Here is a 15,893-nt window from a genome sequence, read left to right on the forward strand (position 1 = left end):
ATCAGGCGACGGCGATCCGCGAGATGCACTGGCTTGCCCCCGGGCGCTGGACGATCGCGGCCACGGCGTCGGCAGCGGCCGAACTCCCCGACAGAGTCGCCAGGTCGGCGATTTCCGCCATCGTCGCGTTGTTCATCACGCAGGCGGTGTAGGGCGCAACGTCGCGACCGGGCAGGCGCTTGGCCATCTCGATATTCACGACCTGGGCCGCGGCCGACCGCTGGGCCGACCCGACGTCCGGGGCAGGCGCCGGCGTCGGGTCGATGATAACGGGGGCGCTGGGGCCCGGTATGGTCATGCCCGGCGGAATAGTCGCCACGCAACCGGACAGGAGCAGGGCGGCAGCAGCCGCGGCGGGGAAAATCAGACGCATCAGTAAACCCTTTTCTTGGGAGCAATCTTGCCAAGGTCGATCCCGCCGTCCTCGGCCGGTGTCAGCGGCTCCAGATGTACGGGGCGGTATGCCAGTTTGACGTCATTTCCTTCGACCCATGCAAGAGAATGCTTGCGCCAGTTTGCATCATCCCGATCGGGATAATCCTCATGCGCGTGCGCGCCCCGCGATTCCTTGCGCGCCTCGGCGGCGACGATCGTGGCCAGGGCGTTCGGCATCAGGTTGGTCAGTTCCAGCGTCTCGACCAGATCCGTGTTCCAGATCATCGTGCGGTCGGTGACGTGCAGATCGGCCATCCGGCCCGCGATCTCGGTCATCTTGTCGACGCCCTCGGCCAGCGTCTTGTCGGTGCGGAACACCGCCGCGTCCGACTGCATCGCGCGCTGCATGTCGGTGCGCAGCTGCGCCGTCGGCGTCGATCCGTTCGCGTGGCGCAGCGCGTCGAACCGTGACAGGGCACGGTCGACCTCGGCGGTGTTGGTGCCGGGGATGCTGCCTTGACGGTCGATCACCTGGCCGGCCCGAATGGCCGCCGCGCGGCCGAACACCACCAGGTCGATCAGGCTGTTCGATCCCAGACGGTTCGCCCCGTGCACCGACGCGCAGCCGGCCTCGCCGACGGCCATCAGACCCGGAAAGATCCGGTCCGGATCGTCGGGCGACGGCGCCAGGACCTCGCCCCAGAAATTGGTCGGGATCCCGCCCATGTTGTAATGGACCGTCGGCAGCACCGGGATCGGTTCGCGGGTCAGGTCGACCCCGGCGAAGATCCGGGCCGATTCGGAGATGCCGGGAAGGCGTTCGGCCAGCGTCTCGGGCGGCAGATGCGACAGGTGCAGGAAGATGTGGTCGTTGTCGGGCCCCACGCCCCGCCCCTCGCGGATTTCCAGCGTCATGCAGCGGCTCACCACATCGCGGGACGCCAGATCCTTGTAGGTCGGGGCATAGCGTTCCATGAACCGCTCGCCCTCGGAATTGGTGAGATACCCGCCCTCGCCGCGCGCTCCCTCGGTGATCAGGCAGCCGGAACCGTAGATCCCCGTGGGGTGGAACTGCACGAATTCCATGTCCTGCAAGGCTAGGCCGGCGCGGGCCACCATGCCGCCGCCGTCGCCGGTGCAGCTGTGGGCCGACGTGGCGCTGAAATAGGCGCGGCCATAACCGCCGGTCGCCAGCACCACCATCTTGGCGTTGAAGACGTGGATCGTGCCGTCGTCGAACTTCCAGCAGACGACCCCGGTGCAGGCCCCGTCGGTGATGATCAGGTCCAGCGCGAAATACTCGATGAAGAACTCGGCCTTTTCCTTCAGCGACTGGCCGTAGAGCGTGTGCAGGATCGCGTGGCCGGTCCGGTCGGCAGCGGCACAGGTGCGCTGCACGGGCGGGCCCTCGCCGTACTCGGTCGTGTGGCCGCCGAACGGGCGCTGATAGATCTTGCCCGCCTCGGTCCGGCTGAAGGGGACGCCGTAATGTTCCAGTTCGTAGACCGCCTTGGGCGCCTCGCGGGCCAGATACTCCATCGCATCCGTGTCGCCCAGCCAGTCCGATCCCTTGACCGTGTCGTACATGTGCCACTGCCAGCTGTCCGGCCCCATGTTGCCGAGGCTGGCGGCAATCCCGCCCTGGGCCGCGACGGTGTGCGACCGGGTCGGGAACAGCTTGGTCACGCAGGCGGTACGCAGCCCCTGTTCGGCCATGCCCAGGGTCGCGCGCAGCCCGGCACCGCCGGCACCGACGACCACCACGTCGTAATCATGCGTTTCATAGGGATAGGCGGCAGATGCGGACATGGGACGGCCTCTCAGACGATGACGGCGCTCAGCGCCATGCGCGCCAGCGCGTAGACGGCTGCGGCAATGACCGCCCAGCCGAACATTTCCGAAAAGATGATCGCGACCTTGCGCTCGGTGTGATCCAGATAGTCGTCGATCATGATCCGGGTGCCCTTCACGAAATGGTACATCCCCACGATCAGGAAAAGCGCGGTGACGATGGCCGGATAGGGCTGGCTGAAATAGACCAGAACACCCTCGCGCGGCAGCCCGATGGCGCGCCCGATGACCAGCAGAAAGGCCGGGGTCAGCACCACCAGCGCGACCGAGGTGACGGTCATGGTCCAGTGATGCTGGGTTCCGGTGGACGGTCCGGCGGCACCCAGCCCCATGGCGGCCTTGCGCGGCGTGATATAGCGCATCATACCCTCCGATCTCAGGCGAAGAAGAACAGGATCAGGGTCAGCACGGTCATGATGACCGATCCCCAGATGATCGCCCAGCTGGTCTTCTGCCCCGCATCGATTTCCAGCATGTGCCCGGCGTCATAGAAGAAATGCCGGATGCCGGCCAGAAAGTGGAACCACAGCGACCACAGCGACCCGGCCAGCACCAGGAAACCGAACCATGACCGCAGCACCCAGTCGGCAGTGGCGAAGGCCCGGTCACCGGCCACGGCCGCAACAAGCCACCAGACCAGCAGCAGGATCCCCGCGACCATCGCATGACCGGTCGCGCGGTTCATGATCGACGTCACGGCAGAGATCGGCAGCCGGTAGACCTGCAGATGCGGGGACAGCGGCCGGTTGCCGCGGGGAATGTCACCCATGGGACGCTCCTGTCATTGGCGCCCGGCCGACAGCGGGCGCGGGCGGACTGAGGTTGCGGTGTCTGTATCGGATTTATGCCGGGTGTCACGGCCGGGCGCCAGACGAAAGGCGGAAACTGCCCGAAACGGAGGAAATGCGATCACAAGGAGGACGCTTGTGATCACGCCCAGATGCGAGTGCCTATACTCCGAGCCACGCGTTCCCCGCTCGCTGGAGTGGTTGTGATCACGCGGTGCTACTCTCTCCACGCCTCGACGGCGATGCCTCTGTGGTCCGAGCCAAGCCGCGGCCGCATCCTCGCCTCGCCATGCCATCCCTCGGGAACCAGCACGTGGTCGATCGCGATCGGATACACCGACAGCAGCATGAAGCTGGGGCGGACGGGGCCGACGCGCCGGGTTCCGGTTGCCTCCTGGATCGCACGTGCCGCGTGCCCCCACGGCACCATGTTGAAGTCACCCCCCAGCACCACTGGCTGCGGCAACGCCTTCAGCTGCGGCAGCAGATCGGGGACCTGGGCGCCCTGCCCGAACGGCCAGGGCCAGTGCATGTGCAGCGCGGCGGCCGTCAGGTCGCCGCCCGGCGCGCTGACCCGGACCGCGGTGAGGCCCCGATGATCGGGGCAGACGGGTGGCTCGGCAAACGGCCAGCGCGACAGGACGGCCACGCTGATGATCGCGTTGGCCACGCAGACCAGCTGGTAGGGATGACTGGACGACAGCGCCTGCGGCAGCGACCGGTTCTGGGCGCTGACCTCCTGCAGCATCACCAGATCGGCGTCGCTGGTGCGGATGTCCGCGGCAAAACGGCTTGTATCTGCAACGTCATAACGCAGGTTCTTCTGGTAGATTCGGATCGGAGCCCCTCGATCAGGCCCTTGTTCCGACGCCAGCAGCGACTGACCCATCGACAGCAGGGCCGCGGCGGACAGCGTCACGGCGCCCAGCCGCGATAACCCGCGCAGGCCCAGTGCCGCGAGCAGCAGGGCCCCTGCCCAGATTGGGCGAAACACGGCCAGGGAGTCGCCCAGCGGATGGACCGGTCCGGCGTAGCTGAGTGCGAGGGCGGCCAGACAGACCGCCGCGACCACCCTGGGCAGGCTTGAAAAAGATCGCATCACGACTGCAGCTCAGACCGGCATCAGGGCCCAGTAGTCCAGATCCAGCAGCACATGCGGCGCGTAGCGTCCGTCCTCGCCGCGCCAGGCGCTGTCGCAGGCGGGACCCTTGTGGGCGACCGTCCGCAGCCGGATGGCACCCACGCCCGGGGCAGATGTCGCGGCCTTGTCCAGCACCTCGGACCAGGCGCGCACCGTGTCGCCGGCAAAGCACGGATTCGCGTGGGCGCCACCGTTCAGCGCCACCATCATCTGCGCGTTGGCCAAGCCGTTGAACGACAGCGCCCGCGCCAGGCTGATGACGTGGCCGCCATAGATCAACCGGCGCCCGTCGTCGCGGAAGGTTGCGTCAAAATGGACCTTGGCCGTGTTCTGCCACAGCCGGGTTGCCAGCATGTGCTCGGCCTCTTCGACGGTCACGCCATCGGCATGGTCGATGATCTCGCCCACGGCGTAATCGCCCCAGCGGTGCGGCTCTCCGGCCAGGTCGAAGTCGTAGTTCCGGAAATCCAGCCCCTCGGGGACGACCAGATCCGCGGCCGGGACGACCTTGGCCAGTTCCGGCACGACCTCCTGCGGCGCCGGCGCGTCGCGGTCGCGCTTGCGCACCATCACCCAGCGGACATAGTCCAGCACCACGGTGCCGGCCTGGTTCAGCCCACGGGTCCGGACATAGACGTTGCCGGACGTGCCGTTCGAATTCTGCTTAACCCCGATCACCTCGGATTCGGACCGGATGGTGTCACCAGGCCACACCGGCGCCAGCCAGCGGCCCTGCGCATAGCCCAGATTGGCCACGGCGTTCAGCGACACGTCGGGCACCGTCTTGCCGAACACCGTGTGGAAGGCGATCAGCTCGTCGAGCGGCGCGGCGCGCAGCCCGCAGGCCCGGGCGAATTCGTCGCTGGAGCTGATCGCGTGGCGGGCCGGGTACAGCGCGTGGTACAGTGCCCGTTCGCCGCCAGACAGCGTGCGCGGCACGGCGTGGCGGATGACCTGCCCGACGCGGTAATCCTCGAAAAAGCGTCCGGGGTTGGTCTTGCCAGTCATGCTCATTGCTCGCTCAGCTTCATGTCCGCGGCGTAGGGCGCGGCGATCTCCTTGGTGACCGCCTGGGCGCAGCGCATCACCCCGCGGCCCGCGTCAAAGGCCATGGTCGGCGCGCCGTGCAGCACCCAGCCACGCGACAGCGCCAGGCTGATCTTGTGGCAGAACGCCGATGTGTCGTCGTCGGTCAGCAGCCGATAGATCACCGGCATCTCACGCTCCGAACGGGTTGGGGCCGACCCAGCCGTGGATCAGCCCGACCACCAGATAGACCACCAGGGCGGACAGCGCGGTCGTCCACTCCTTGCGGACGGGGATCGGATGCGCCGGCTGCGTCCACCCGGTCGTGCGGTTGATCACCACGATCTCGACCAGCGCCCAGAGCAGCAGCCCCCCGAACAGGACGAATGACGGCAGGTCGCCATTGGTCAGCAGATGCGCGCCGGCCCACAGCGAGAAGCCGATCAGCTGCGGATGGCGCAGCCGCACGCCCAGCCGCGACTTGGCCCCGGACGCCGCAAACAGGTAGAACGCGACCAGCACCAGAAGGTTGTTGATCCCCTTCAGCATCGGCGTCGCGGCCCACCAGATCGTCTGGTCCGCCGCGCGGTAGCCGATCACCATCAGCAGGATCGAAAGGATCAGGGCGGCGGCGACGGCGCCCTTTCCGGACGCGCCCATGCTCGCCCGTGCGGACGGCGCCACGCGCTTGAACAGATGCGCCGCCCACCACAAAGCGACGCCAAGGATCAGCAAGGCCATGACATGTTCCCTTCTCTGCCCCGGCCGGGCCGGTCGGGGCCACGGCGGCTCCGGTCCGCCCGGTTACACCGGTTCACGTCCCCTGCGCCATGGCCGCGATGGCGTCGGCGCGCGCCAGCGTGGTGCGGGCGGTTTCCACATGCAGGTTCTCGACGATGCGACCATCGACGACCGCCACCCCCTTGCCCTGCGCCATCACCTCGTCGAACGCCTCGATCTGGCGCCGCGCCAGCGCGACCTCGTCCGTGGACGGGGCGAAGCTGCTGTTCGCGACCTCGAGCTGCGCGGGGTGGATCAGCGTCTTGCCATCGAAACCCATGTCGCGGCCCTGTTCGCATTCGGCGCGCAGACCCTGATCATCCTTGAAGGCGTTGTAGACGCCGTCCACGATGATCCGGCCGTGCGCCTTGGCGGCCAGCAGGCACAGGCCCAGGCCGGTCTGCATCGGCAGCCGGTCGGGGCGGTGGCGGCTGCCCAGTTCGCGGGCCAGGTCGTTCGTGCCCATCACCATGCCCTGCAGCCGCGGATGTCCCGCGATCGCGGCGGCGTTCAGCATGCCCGCCGCGGTTTCAAGCATCGCCCACAGCGGCGTGTCCGGCACGATCGCGGCGACGGCATCCAGATCGGCGGGTGCGTTCACCTTGGGGATCAGCACGGCATCGGCCCCCGTCGCAAAGGCCGCCGCGTCGTCGCGCCCCCATTCGGTGTCCAGCCCGTTGATCCGCACGATGCGCGTGCGCTGCCCGTAATCCGCCTGCAACGCCTCGCGCAGCGCCGCGCGCGCGGTCGCCTTTTCACCCGGCGCGACCGCATCCTCGAGGTCGAAGATGATGGCATCCGCCGGCAGGTTGCGGGCCTTCTCCATCGCGCGGACATTGGCGGCCGGCAGGTACAGGACGGAACGGAACGGGCGGGACAGGCTCATCAAGCATCCTTCGCGGCAGAAAACGTCCCGCATCACTCGCCGAAATCCGGCCGGTGGGCAACCCTGCGGCCCGGCAGTCACGCAACAAATGTTTAGGGATGCAACGACGCCGGTCGACTCTTGTTTGGTAGCGATCCCGCATCTGCGGGGCCGATCCTGCAACACAGCGAAAGGACAGCATCATGGCGCAGTCGCAAAAGGGACTGGAAGACCTGCTCGAGCACGGTCTCAAGGACATGTATTACGCCGAGAACGCGATTTTGAAGGCGCTGCCCAAGATGATCGAGGGCGCCACCGACAAAGAGCTGCGCAACGGCCTGGAAAAGCACCGTGAGCAGACCGAAGGTCAGATCAGGGACCTGGAGAAGTGCTTCAAGGCCATGGACAAGAAGGCCGAAGGCGAGAAGTGCGAGGCCATCGAGGGTATCCTGAAGGAGGGCGATTCCCTGCTGAAGGATTTCGGCGGCACCCCGGCCGGTGACGCGGCCATCATCTTTTCCTCGCAGGCCGTCGAGCATTACGAGATCGCCCGTTATGGCAGCCTGCGCACCTATGCCGACCTGCTGGGGATGGATGACGTGTCCGACCTGCTGAACGGGATCCTGGAACAGGAAATCGCCGCCGACGAGATCCTGTCCGAACTGGCAGAGGACCACGTCAACGAGGACGCCCTTGCCGACGACGACGAAGACGCCTGATCGGCACGCGCGTCGTCGGCCGTGCGGCCGGGATGCCCTGACCGGACCCGTGATGACCCGCCCTTCCCGGCGGGTCATCTGCGTTTCGGACGACTGGCTCGGCGTCCTGCGGCCCGCGGTGGCATCCGCCTTGCGCGGCGAGGGGCAAAGGACTAACCCGCAGGCCAAGATCAACTCGAGACGGAGGTTACCATGGCTCGTCCCAAGATCGCCCTGATCGGTGCCGGTCAGATCGGCGGCACACTGGCGCATCTCGCCGCCATCAAGGAACTGGGCGACGTCGTCCTGTTCGACATTTCCGAGGGGATTCCGCAGGGCAAGGCCCTGGACATCGCGGAATCCGGTCCGGCTGCAGGGTTCGACGGCGAGTTCAAGGGCACCAACGACTATGCCGACATCGCCGGCGCCGATGTGTGCATCGTCACCGCCGGGGTGCCGCGCAAGCCGGGGATGAGCCGGGACGACCTGCTGGGCATCAACCTGAAGGTCATGAAGTCGGTTGGCGAGGGCATCAAGGCGCACGCCCCGGACGCCTTTGTCATCTGCATCACCAACCCGCTGGACGCCATGGTCTGGGCCCTGCGCGAATTTTCGGGCCTGCCGCACGAAAAGGTCGTGGGCATGGCCGGCATCCTGGACTCGGCGCGGTTCCGCCACTTCCTGTCCGAGGAGTTCGGCGTGTCGATGCGCGACGTGACCGGGTTCGTCCTGGGCGGGCATGGCGACACGATGGTGCCGCTGACCCGGTATTCCACCGTCGCCGGTATCCCGCTGCCCGACCTGGTCAAGATGGGCTGGACCACGCAAGACAAGCTCGACCAGATCGTCCAGCGCACCCGCGACGGCGGCGCCGAGATCGTGGCCCTGCTCAAGACCGGCAGTGCCTTCTATGCCCCCGCCACCAGCGCCATCGAGATGGCCGAGGCCTATCTGAAGGACCAGAAGCGGGTCCTGCCCTGCGCGGCCTGGGTCAAGGGCGCCTACGGGCTGGACGGGATGTATGTCGGGGTGCCGACGGTGATCGGTGCAGGCGGCATCGAGAAGGTCATCGAGATCGACCTGAACGCCGACGAGCAGGCGATGCTGCAGAAGTCCGTCGACGCGGTGAAGGGTCTGGTGGACGCCTGCAAGGGCATCGACAGTTCCCTGAACTGATCCGCTCGGAAGTTTGAAGATCGGGCGTCTCGCGAGGGGCGCCCGTTTCCGTTTGCGAGCCTGAGTCGCACCTCAGCATACGATCGCACACAACGGATGTGATCACGGCGACGCGACGTGTGATCACAAACAACGGTTATTGATCCTGCGGATCCCGCCGCTCCCCAGACCCGGTTTGCTTTGCCGCGATTTTGTGCGATGCGGTGCCAGGTTTTTCCAGCGAGGGTCCGCGATGAACATCCACGAGTATCAGGCCAAGGCGCTGCTGAAGGAATACGGCGCCCCCGTGTCCGAGGGCCGTGCCGTTCTCAGCGTCGACGAGGCCGAGGCGAAGGCACGCGAATTGCCAGGGCCCCTGTGGGTCGTGAAATCGCAGATCCATGCCGGCGGCCGTGGCAAGGGTCGGTTCAAGGAGGAAGCGGCCGGGGACAAGGGCGGCGTGCGGCTGGCGAAGTCGGTCGACGAGGTGGTCGAGAACGTGCGCGCCATGCTGGGCAGCACGCTGGTCACGCACCAGACCGGCCCCGCCGGCAAGCAGGTCAACCGGATCTATCTGGAAGACGGCAGTGACATCGCACGCGAACTGTACCTGGCCCTGCTGGTCGACCGCACGACGTCGCGGATCAGCTTTGTCGCGTCGACCGAGGGCGGCATGGATATCGAGGAGGTCGCGGCCTCGACCCCCGACAAGATCATCTCGTTCAGCGTCGATCCGGCGTCCGGCCTGTCCGACTGGCATGGCCGCCGCGTGGCCTTTGCGCTGGGGCTGAAGGGCCCGCAGGTCAAGCAGTGCGTGGCGCTGGTCAGGACCCTGTACACCGCCTTCGTCGAGCGGGACATGGAAATGCTGGAGATCAACCCGCTGATCGTGACCGAGGCGGGCGATCTGAAGGTGCTGGATGCCAAGGTCAGCTTCGACAACAACGCGCTGTACCGCCAGAAGGACGTCATGGCGCTGCGCGACGAGACCGAGGAGGATTCCAAGGAGCTCGAAGCGTCGAAGCACGACCTGAACTACATCGCGCTGGACGGCGAGATCGGCTGCATGGTGAACGGCGCGGGCCTCGCCATGGCGACCATGGACATCATCAAGCTGTATGGCGCGGAGCCGGCGAACTTCCTTGACGTGGGCGGCGGCGCCACCAAGGAAAAGGTCACCGAGGCGTTCAAGATCATCACCAGCGATCCGAACGTAAAAGGCATCTTGGTCAACATCTTCGGCGGCATCATGCGCTGCGACATCATCGCCGAGGGCATCGTCGCCGCGGTGAAGGAGGTCGGGCTGCAGGTCCCGCTGGTCGTCCGGCTCGAGGGCACGAACGTCGAGCAGGGCAAGCAGATCATCCGCGACTCCGGGCTGAATGTCATCCCCGCCGATGACCTGTCGGACGCCGCTGAAAAGATCGTCAAGGCCGTCAAGGGCTGATCGGGACGGCGGGGCCGGTCGCCCCGCCCTGCCATCCACCAAATTCAAGGAAAGCCACACATGGCCATTCTCGTCGACAAGACCACCAAGGTGATCTGCCAGGGCATCACCGGCAGCCAAGGCACCTTCCACACCGAACAGGCGATCGCCTATGGCACGCAGATGGTCGGCGGGGTCACCCCGGGCAAGGGGGGCACCACGCACCTGGACCTGCCAGTGTTCGACTCGGTCCACGAAGCGGTCGAGCGGACCGGCGCCGATGCCTCGGTGATCTATGTCCCGCCGCCGTTTGCGGCCGATTCCATCCTCGAGGCCATCGACGCGCAGATCCCGCTGATCGTCTGCATCACCGAAGGCATTCCGGTGCTGGACATGATGCGGGTGAAACGGGCGCTGCAGGGCTCGAATTCGCGCCTGATCGGGCCGAACTGCCCCGGCATCATGACGCCGGACGAATGCAAGATCGGGATCATGCCGGGATCAATCTTCAAGCGCGGCTCGGTGGGTGTGGTGTCGCGGTCCGGCACCCTGACCTACGAGGCGGTCAAGCAGACCTCGGATGTCGGGCTGGGCCAGTCGTCGGCCGTCGGCATCGGCGGCGACCCGATCAAGGGCATGGAACATATCGACGTGCTGGAGATGTTCCTGGCCGACCCGGAAACCCAGTCGATCGTCATGATCGGCGAGATCGGCGGCTCTGCCGAAGAGGACGCGGCGCAGTTCCTGGCCGACGAGAAGAAGGCCGGCCGCTGGAAGCCGACAGCCGGGTTCATCGCCGGCCGCACCGCACCGCCCGGTCGCCGCATGGGCCATGCGGGCGCGATCGTGTCGGGGGGCAAGGGCGACGCCGAGTCCAAGATCGCCGCCATGAAGGAAGCCGGAATCGTGGTCGCCGACAGCCCCGCGAAGCTGGGCGAGGCGGTGCTGCAGGCGATCGGCCGGTAAGACACTTGGAACACACGCGGCGCCGGCCTAGGCTGGGGCTGCGTCGTCGCGCAGACGGTGCGCCGCGATCGGGCGGGGCGCCGGTTTTACAGACAACCGGGTCAGGTGAACGCCATGAACGACCAATCCGCCAATGACGCCTTCCGCGACAGTTCGTTCCTGCAGGGGGCCAATGCCACCTATGTCGAACAGCTGTACGGGCAGTGGGCCAACGACCCGTCCGCGGTGGATGCGGCCTGGGACGCGTTCTTCCGCGAGCTTGGTGACGACCAGTCCTCGGTGACCCGTGGCGCCCAGGGGGCCAGCTGGGCCCGCGGCGACTGGCCGCCGATGCCGTCCGACGAGACGACCGCGGCGCTGACCGGCGAATGGCCGATGGCGTCGCGGGCCGAGGCCAAGGAGGCGCTGCGCAAGATCGCCGACAAGGCCGAAGAAAGGGGCGTGACCGCGACCGAGGACCAGCTGCACCGCGCGGTGCTGGACAGTGTCCGGGCGCTGATGCTGATCCGCGCCTATCGCATCCGCGGCCACCTGCACGCCGATCTCGATCCGCTGGGGATGCGCGAGATGCCGCCCCTGGGCGAACTGGATCCGGAGACCTACGGCTTTACCGCGTCCGACATGGACCGGCCGATCTTCATCGACAACGTGCTGGGCCTGCAGGTCGCGTCGATGCGCCAGATCGTCGAGCTGATGAAGCGCACCTATTGCGGCACCTTCGCGCTGCAGTTCATGCATATCAGCGACCCCGAACAGGCCGCCTGGCTGAAGGAGCGGATCGAAGGCTACGGCAAGGAGATCGCCTTTACCCAGGAGGGCCGCAAGGCCATCCTGAAGAAGCTGGTCGAGGCCGAGGGCTTCGAGAAGTTCCTGCACGTCAAGTACATGGGGACGAAGCGGTTCGGCTTGGACGGCGGCGAGGCGCTGATCCCCGCCATGGAACAGATCATCAAGCGCGGCGGCGCGCTGGGGGCGCGCGAGATCGTCATCGGCATGCCGCATCGCGGCCGGCTGTCGGTCCTGGCGAACGTGCTGGAAAAGCCTTACCGCGCCATCTTCCACGAATTCCAAGGCGGCAGCTACAAGCCCGAGGACGTCGACGGATCCGGTGACGTCAAGTATCATCTGGGCGCCTCGTCGGACCGCAGCTTCGACGACAACACCGTCCATCTGTCGCTGACCGCCAACCCCAGCCATCTGGAGGCGGTCAACCCGGTGGTACTGGGCAAGGTCCGCGCCAAGCAGGACCAGCATTCCGATACCGCGGACCGCACCACGGTGATCCCGATCCTGCTGCACGGCGATGCGGCCTTTGCCGGTCAGGGCGTCGTGGCCGAATGTCTGCAGCTGTCGGGGATCCGCGGCCACCGCACCGGCGGGACGATCCACATCATCGTCAACAACCAGATCGGCTTTACCACCGCGCCGCATTTCAGCCGCACTTCGCCCTATCCCACCGACATCGCGCTGATGGTCGAGGCACCGATCTTCCACGTGAACGGCGACGATCCCGAGGCGGTCGTCCACGCCGCCAAGGTCGCCACCGAGTTCCGGCAGAAATTCCACAAGGACGTCGTGATCGACGTGTTCTGCTATCGCCGCTTCGGTCACAACGAAGGCGACGAGCCGATGTTCACGAACCCGGCGATGTACAAGCAGATCCGCGGGCACAAGACCACCCTGCAGCTCTACACCGACCGGCTGGTCCGCGACGGCCTGATCCCCGAAGGCGAGATCGAGGACATGAAGGCCGCGTTCCAGGCGCATCTGAACGAAGAATTCGAGATCGGAAAGAATTTCCGGCCTAACAAGGCCGACTGGTTGGACGGCAAGTGGTCTGGCCTGTCCGCCCAGGGTGGCGAGTACACCGCCGGTCAGACCGGCATCCCGCCCGAGACCATGGCCCAGATCGGTGCCGCCCTGACCCGCGCGCCGGACAACCACAGCATCCACAAGACGGTGCTTCGCCTGCTGGATGCCAAGGCCAAGATGTTCGAGACCGGCCAGGGCTTCGACTGGGCCACCGGCGAGGCGCTGGCCTTCGGCTCGCTGCTGGCCGAGGGGCACCGGGTCAGGCTGTCGGGGCAGGATTCTGCTCGTGGCACGTTCAGCCAGCGCCATTCCGCCATCATCGACCAGGTGAGCGAGGACCGGCACTATCCGCTGAACCATATCCGCGAAGGTCAGGCCCGCTACGAGGTCATCGACTCGATGCTGTCGGAATATGCAGTGCTGGGGTTCGAGTACGGCTATTCGCTCGCGGAACCCAACGCTCTTACCCTGTGGGAGGCGCAGTTCGGCGATTTCGCCAACGGCGCCCAGATCATGTTCGACCAGTTCATCTCGTCCGGCGAGAAAAAATGGCTGCGGATGTCGGGACTTGTGGTGCTGATGCCGCACGGCTTCGAGGGCCAGGGCCCCGAGCATTCATCCGCCCGGCTGGAACGCTGGCTGCAGATGTCGGCCGAGGACAACTGGATCGTTGCCAATCTCACCACGCCGGCCAACTACTTCCACATTCTTCGCCGGCAACTGCATCGCAAGTTCCGCAAGCCGCTGATGCTGATGACGCCGAAATCGCTGCTGCGGCATCCGATGGCGGTCAGCTCGGCCGACGAATTCCAGACCGGCAGCACGTTCCACCGGGTCCTGTGCGACGACGCGGATCGCGGCAAGGTAGATTTCCGGCTGGCCCCCGACGACAAGGTCAGGCGCGTCGTGATCTGCTCCGGCAAGGTCTATTACGACCTGATGGCGGCCCGCGACGAGGCGGGGCTGGAAGACGTCTACCTGCTGCGGCTGGAACAGTTCTATCCGTTCCCGAACCACTCGCTGTCCAAGGAACTCGAACGCTTCCGCGACGCCGACGTGGTCTGGTGCCAGGAGGAGCCCAAGAACCAGGGCGGCTGGACATTCGTCGAGCCGAACATCGAATGGGTTCTGGACCGGATCGGGGCGCGCTGCAAACGTGCGATCTATGCAGGGCGCCACGCCGCCGCGTCGGTCGCGACCGGTCTCGCATCGCGACACAAGGCTGAACAAGAGGCGCTGGTGAACGCCGCGCTGGGACTGGAGAAGCAAGCATGACCACCGAAGTCCGCGTGCCCGCCCTGGGCGAAAGCGTCACCGAAGCCACCGTCGCCACCTGGTTCAAGAAGCCGGGGGACAGCGTCGCCGTCGACGAGATGCTGTGCGAACTGGAAACCGACAAGGTGACGGTCGAGGTTCCGTCGCCGGTCGCCGGCGTTCTGCAGGAAATCGTGGCCGCCGAAGGCGAGACCGTAAGCCCGAACGGCCTGCTGGCACAGATCGGCGAAGCAGGCGCGGGATCGTCGGATGCGGGATCCGCGGCTGCCGACGCGGGCGCCGGGTCGCGCGCTGCTGCACCGGCAGCCTCGCGCAGTGCCGACGCCGACCAGTCCGGCGGTACGCCGGACAGCCCCGCCCAGGGCGACGCAGACGCGACGCCGGGCGGGCGGTCGGTGGACGTGATGGTGCCCGCCCTCGGCGAAAGCGTCACCGAAGCGACGGTCGCGACCTGGTTCAAGCAGGTCGGTGACACTGTCCAGCAGGACGAGATGCTGTGCGAACTGGAAACCGACAAGGTGTCGGTGGAGGTGCCGGCGCCGGCCAGCGGAACCCTGTCCGAGATCCTCGCGCCCGAGGGCAGCACCGTCGATGCGAAGGCCCGGCTGGCGGTGATCAGCGAAGGCAGCGGCGCCGCCGCGGGACCAGGCGCCTCGGGCGGCGGCGCATCCTATGGGCAGGGCGCCCAGGGCGGCGACCCCGACGCGCCGGTCGGACCCGCCTCGGGGGGCGAGGACGGCGTAACCGCGGGGGATGTCGGCTCGCCCGGCGCCGGACCGGAACAGATGCAGCCGCGCGAGGATGTCGAGGATGCCCCGTCGGCGAAAAAGGCCATGGCGGAACGTGGACTGTCACGCGACGACGTGCAGGGCTCGGGGCGCGACGGCAGGGTGATGAAGGAAGACGTTGCTCGTGCCGGATCCGGTGCCGGCAAGGCGGCGTCAACGGCTGCCGCGTCGGCCAGGTCGCAATCCGCCCCTGCCCCGGCCCAGACGCCGCGTTCGCCCGTGCGCCCCGCCGATGCCCGGCGCGAAGAGCGGGTGCGGATGACGCGGTTGCGCCAGACCATCGCCCGGCGGCTGAAGGATGCGCAGAACACCGCCGCGATGCTGACCACCTATAACGAGGTGGACATGTCGGCGATCATGGACCTGCGCAACAGCTACAAGGACGCATTCGAGAAGAAGCACAAGATCAAGCTGGGCTTCATGTCCTTCTTCGTGAAGGCGTGCTGCCACGCGCTGAAGGAAGTGCCCGAGGTCAATGCCGAGATCGACGGCCAGGACGTGGTCTACAAGAACTTCGTCCACATGGGCGTGGCGGTCGGCACCCCGCAGGGTCTGGTCGTGCCGATCGTGCGCGACGCGGATCAGAAGTCATTCGCGGACATCGAGCAGGAGATCTCGGATCTCGGCGCGCGCGCCCGCGACGGCAAGCTGGCGATGGCCGACATGCAGGGCGGCACCTTCACCATCTCGAACGGGGGGGTCTATGGCTCGCTGATGTCCTCGCCGATCCTGAACCCGCCGCAATCCGGTATCCTGGGCATGCACAAGATCCAGGAACGGCCGATGGTGGTGAAGGGCGAGATCGTGATCCGGCCGATGATGTATCTGGCGCTGAGCTACGACCACCGGATCGTCGACGGCAAGGGCGCGGTGACCTTCCTCGTCCGGGTCAAGGACGCGCTGGAGGATCCGCGCCGGCTTCTCATGGACCTCTGATCGCGGGACGG

Annotated in this window: 15 protein-coding genes; 6 read left to right on the plus strand and 9 right to left on the minus strand. The window is 66.7% G+C overall.

Annotation, left to right across the window (positions count from 1 at the left end; translation table 11 throughout):
- Nucleotide 1: 1 nt before the first annotated feature.
- The 9 genes from Q0938_RS13510 to Q0938_RS13550 form a co-directional block, all read right to left on the minus strand.
- Nucleotides 2-373 (minus strand): hypothetical protein, encoded by a 372-nt coding sequence (locus tag Q0938_RS13510; protein ID WP_299363224.1) that lies wholly within the window; start codon nucleotides 371-373, stop codon nucleotides 2-4.
- Nucleotides 373-2,184 carry a succinate dehydrogenase flavoprotein subunit gene (gene sdhA / locus Q0938_RS13515; RefSeq protein ID WP_299363227.1) on the minus strand — a complete coding sequence of 604 codons (1,812 nt, stop codon included), beginning with the start codon at nucleotides 2,182-2,184 and terminating at the stop codon, nucleotides 373-375. Before sdhA ends, Q0938_RS13510 begins: the two co-directional genes overlap by 1 nt.
- An 11-nt stretch (nucleotides 2,185-2,195) precedes the next feature.
- A complete protein-coding gene (locus tag Q0938_RS13520; protein WP_299363230.1) occupies nucleotides 2,196-2,588 on the minus strand; it encodes a succinate dehydrogenase, hydrophobic membrane anchor protein in 393 nt (130 codons plus the stop codon).
- A gap of 14 nt (nucleotides 2,589-2,602) precedes the next feature.
- A complete protein-coding gene (sdhC, locus tag Q0938_RS13525; RefSeq protein ID WP_299363233.1) occupies nucleotides 2,603-2,995 on the minus strand; it encodes a succinate dehydrogenase, cytochrome b556 subunit in 393 nt (130 codons plus the stop codon).
- Nucleotides 2,996-3,231: 236 nt separating this feature from the next.
- Nucleotides 3,232-4,113: an endonuclease/exonuclease/phosphatase family protein gene (locus Q0938_RS13530; RefSeq protein WP_299363236.1), complete on the minus strand. Its 882-nt coding sequence runs from the start codon at nucleotides 4,111-4,113 to the stop codon at nucleotides 3,232-3,234.
- A 12-nt stretch (nucleotides 4,114-4,125) separates the two neighbouring features.
- Nucleotides 4,126-5,163 (minus strand): MaoC family dehydratase, encoded by a 1,038-nt coding sequence (locus Q0938_RS13535; protein WP_299363239.1) that lies wholly within the window; start codon nucleotides 5,161-5,163, stop codon nucleotides 4,126-4,128.
- Nucleotides 5,164-5,165: 2 nt separating this feature from the next.
- Nucleotides 5,166-5,372, minus strand: a complete 207-nt coding sequence (locus Q0938_RS13540) for a DUF1737 domain-containing protein (RefSeq protein ID WP_299363241.1) — start codon at nucleotides 5,370-5,372, stop codon at nucleotides 5,166-5,168.
- 1 nt (nucleotide 5,373) lies between these two features.
- A complete protein-coding gene (locus tag Q0938_RS13545; protein ID WP_299363244.1) occupies nucleotides 5,374-5,922 on the minus strand; it encodes an NnrU family protein in 549 nt (182 codons plus the stop codon).
- A 73-nt stretch (nucleotides 5,923-5,995) separates the two neighbouring features.
- Nucleotides 5,996-6,850, minus strand: coding sequence for a CoA ester lyase (locus Q0938_RS13550; protein ID WP_299363246.1), 855 nt, complete (start codon nucleotides 6,848-6,850; stop codon nucleotides 5,996-5,998).
- Between the two features lie 179 nt (nucleotides 6,851-7,029).
- Between Q0938_RS13550 and Q0938_RS13555 the strand changes: the two genes are divergently transcribed.
- The 6 genes from Q0938_RS13555 to odhB all read left to right on the plus strand — a co-directional run bounded on the left by Q0938_RS13555 (nucleotide 7,030) and on the right by odhB (nucleotide 15,882).
- On the plus strand, nucleotides 7,030-7,545 hold the full coding sequence (locus Q0938_RS13555) for a ferritin-like domain-containing protein (RefSeq protein WP_299363249.1): 516 nt from the start codon (nucleotides 7,030-7,032) through the stop codon (nucleotides 7,543-7,545).
- Between the two features lie 192 nt (nucleotides 7,546-7,737).
- Nucleotides 7,738-8,700: a malate dehydrogenase gene (mdh, locus tag Q0938_RS13560; protein WP_299363252.1), complete on the plus strand. Its 963-nt coding sequence runs from the start codon at nucleotides 7,738-7,740 to the stop codon at nucleotides 8,698-8,700.
- Between the two features lie 232 nt (nucleotides 8,701-8,932).
- Nucleotides 8,933-10,126, plus strand: coding sequence for an ADP-forming succinate--CoA ligase subunit beta (sucC, locus tag Q0938_RS13565; protein WP_299363254.1), 1,194 nt, complete (start codon nucleotides 8,933-8,935; stop codon nucleotides 10,124-10,126).
- A gap of 60 nt (nucleotides 10,127-10,186) precedes the next feature.
- Nucleotides 10,187-11,071: a succinate--CoA ligase subunit alpha gene (gene sucD / locus Q0938_RS13570; protein ID WP_299363256.1), complete on the plus strand. Its 885-nt coding sequence runs from the start codon at nucleotides 10,187-10,189 to the stop codon at nucleotides 11,069-11,071.
- A 114-nt stretch (nucleotides 11,072-11,185) separates the two neighbouring features.
- Nucleotides 11,186-14,158 (plus strand): 2-oxoglutarate dehydrogenase E1 component, encoded by a 2,973-nt coding sequence (locus Q0938_RS13575; protein ID WP_299363259.1) that lies wholly within the window; start codon nucleotides 11,186-11,188, stop codon nucleotides 14,156-14,158.
- Nucleotides 14,155-15,882, plus strand: a complete 1,728-nt coding sequence (gene odhB, locus Q0938_RS13580) for a 2-oxoglutarate dehydrogenase complex dihydrolipoyllysine-residue succinyltransferase (RefSeq protein ID WP_299363262.1) — start codon at nucleotides 14,155-14,157, stop codon at nucleotides 15,880-15,882. The genes Q0938_RS13575 and odhB overlap by 4 nt, the downstream gene beginning before the upstream one ends.
- Nucleotides 15,883-15,893: the final 11 nt, after the last annotated feature.

Origin of the sequence: uncultured Paracoccus sp. (genome assembly GCF_947496875.1) — a bacterium.
GTDB lineage: Bacteria > Pseudomonadota > Alphaproteobacteria > Rhodobacterales > Rhodobacteraceae > Paracoccus.

Bases quoted from the DNA above. Each gene is read 5' to 3' on its own strand.
- Q0938_RS13545 (WP_299363244.1), bottom strand. From the start codon at position 5,922: ATGGCCTTGCTGATCCTTGGCGTCGCTTTGTGGTGGGCGGCGCATCTG.
- sdhC (WP_299363233.1), bottom strand. From the start codon at position 2,995: ATGGGTGACATTCCCCGCGGCAACCGGCCGCTGTCCCCGCATCTGCAG.
- sucD (WP_299363256.1), top strand. From the start codon at position 10,187: ATGGCCATTCTCGTCGACAAGACCACCAAGGTGATCTGCCAGGGCATC.
- sdhA (WP_299363227.1), bottom strand. From the start codon at position 2,184: ATGTCCGCATCTGCCGCCTATCCCTATGAAACGCATGATTACGACGTG.
- odhB (WP_299363262.1), top strand. From the start codon at position 14,155: ATGACCACCGAAGTCCGCGTGCCCGCCCTGGGCGAAAGCGTCACCGAA.
- Q0938_RS13575 (WP_299363259.1), top strand. From the start codon at position 11,186: ATGAACGACCAATCCGCCAATGACGCCTTCCGCGACAGTTCGTTCCTG.
- Q0938_RS13535 (WP_299363239.1), bottom strand. From the start codon at position 5,163: ATGACTGGCAAGACCAACCCCGGACGCTTTTTCGAGGATTACCGCGTC.
- Q0938_RS13540 (WP_299363241.1), bottom strand. From the start codon at position 5,372: ATGCCGGTGATCTATCGGCTGCTGACCGACGACGACACATCGGCGTTC.
- sucC (WP_299363254.1), top strand. From the start codon at position 8,933: ATGAACATCCACGAGTATCAGGCCAAGGCGCTGCTGAAGGAATACGGC.
- Q0938_RS13555 (WP_299363249.1), top strand. From the start codon at position 7,030: ATGGCGCAGTCGCAAAAGGGACTGGAAGACCTGCTCGAGCACGGTCTC.
- mdh (WP_299363252.1), top strand. From the start codon at position 7,738: ATGGCTCGTCCCAAGATCGCCCTGATCGGTGCCGGTCAGATCGGCGGC.
- Q0938_RS13510 (WP_299363224.1), bottom strand. From the start codon at position 373: ATGCGTCTGATTTTCCCCGCCGCGGCTGCTGCCGCCCTGCTCCTGTCC.
- Q0938_RS13530 (WP_299363236.1), bottom strand. From the start codon at position 4,113: ATGCGATCTTTTTCAAGCCTGCCCAGGGTGGTCGCGGCGGTCTGTCTG.
- Q0938_RS13520 (WP_299363230.1), bottom strand. From the start codon at position 2,588: ATGCGCTATATCACGCCGCGCAAGGCCGCCATGGGGCTGGGTGCCGCC.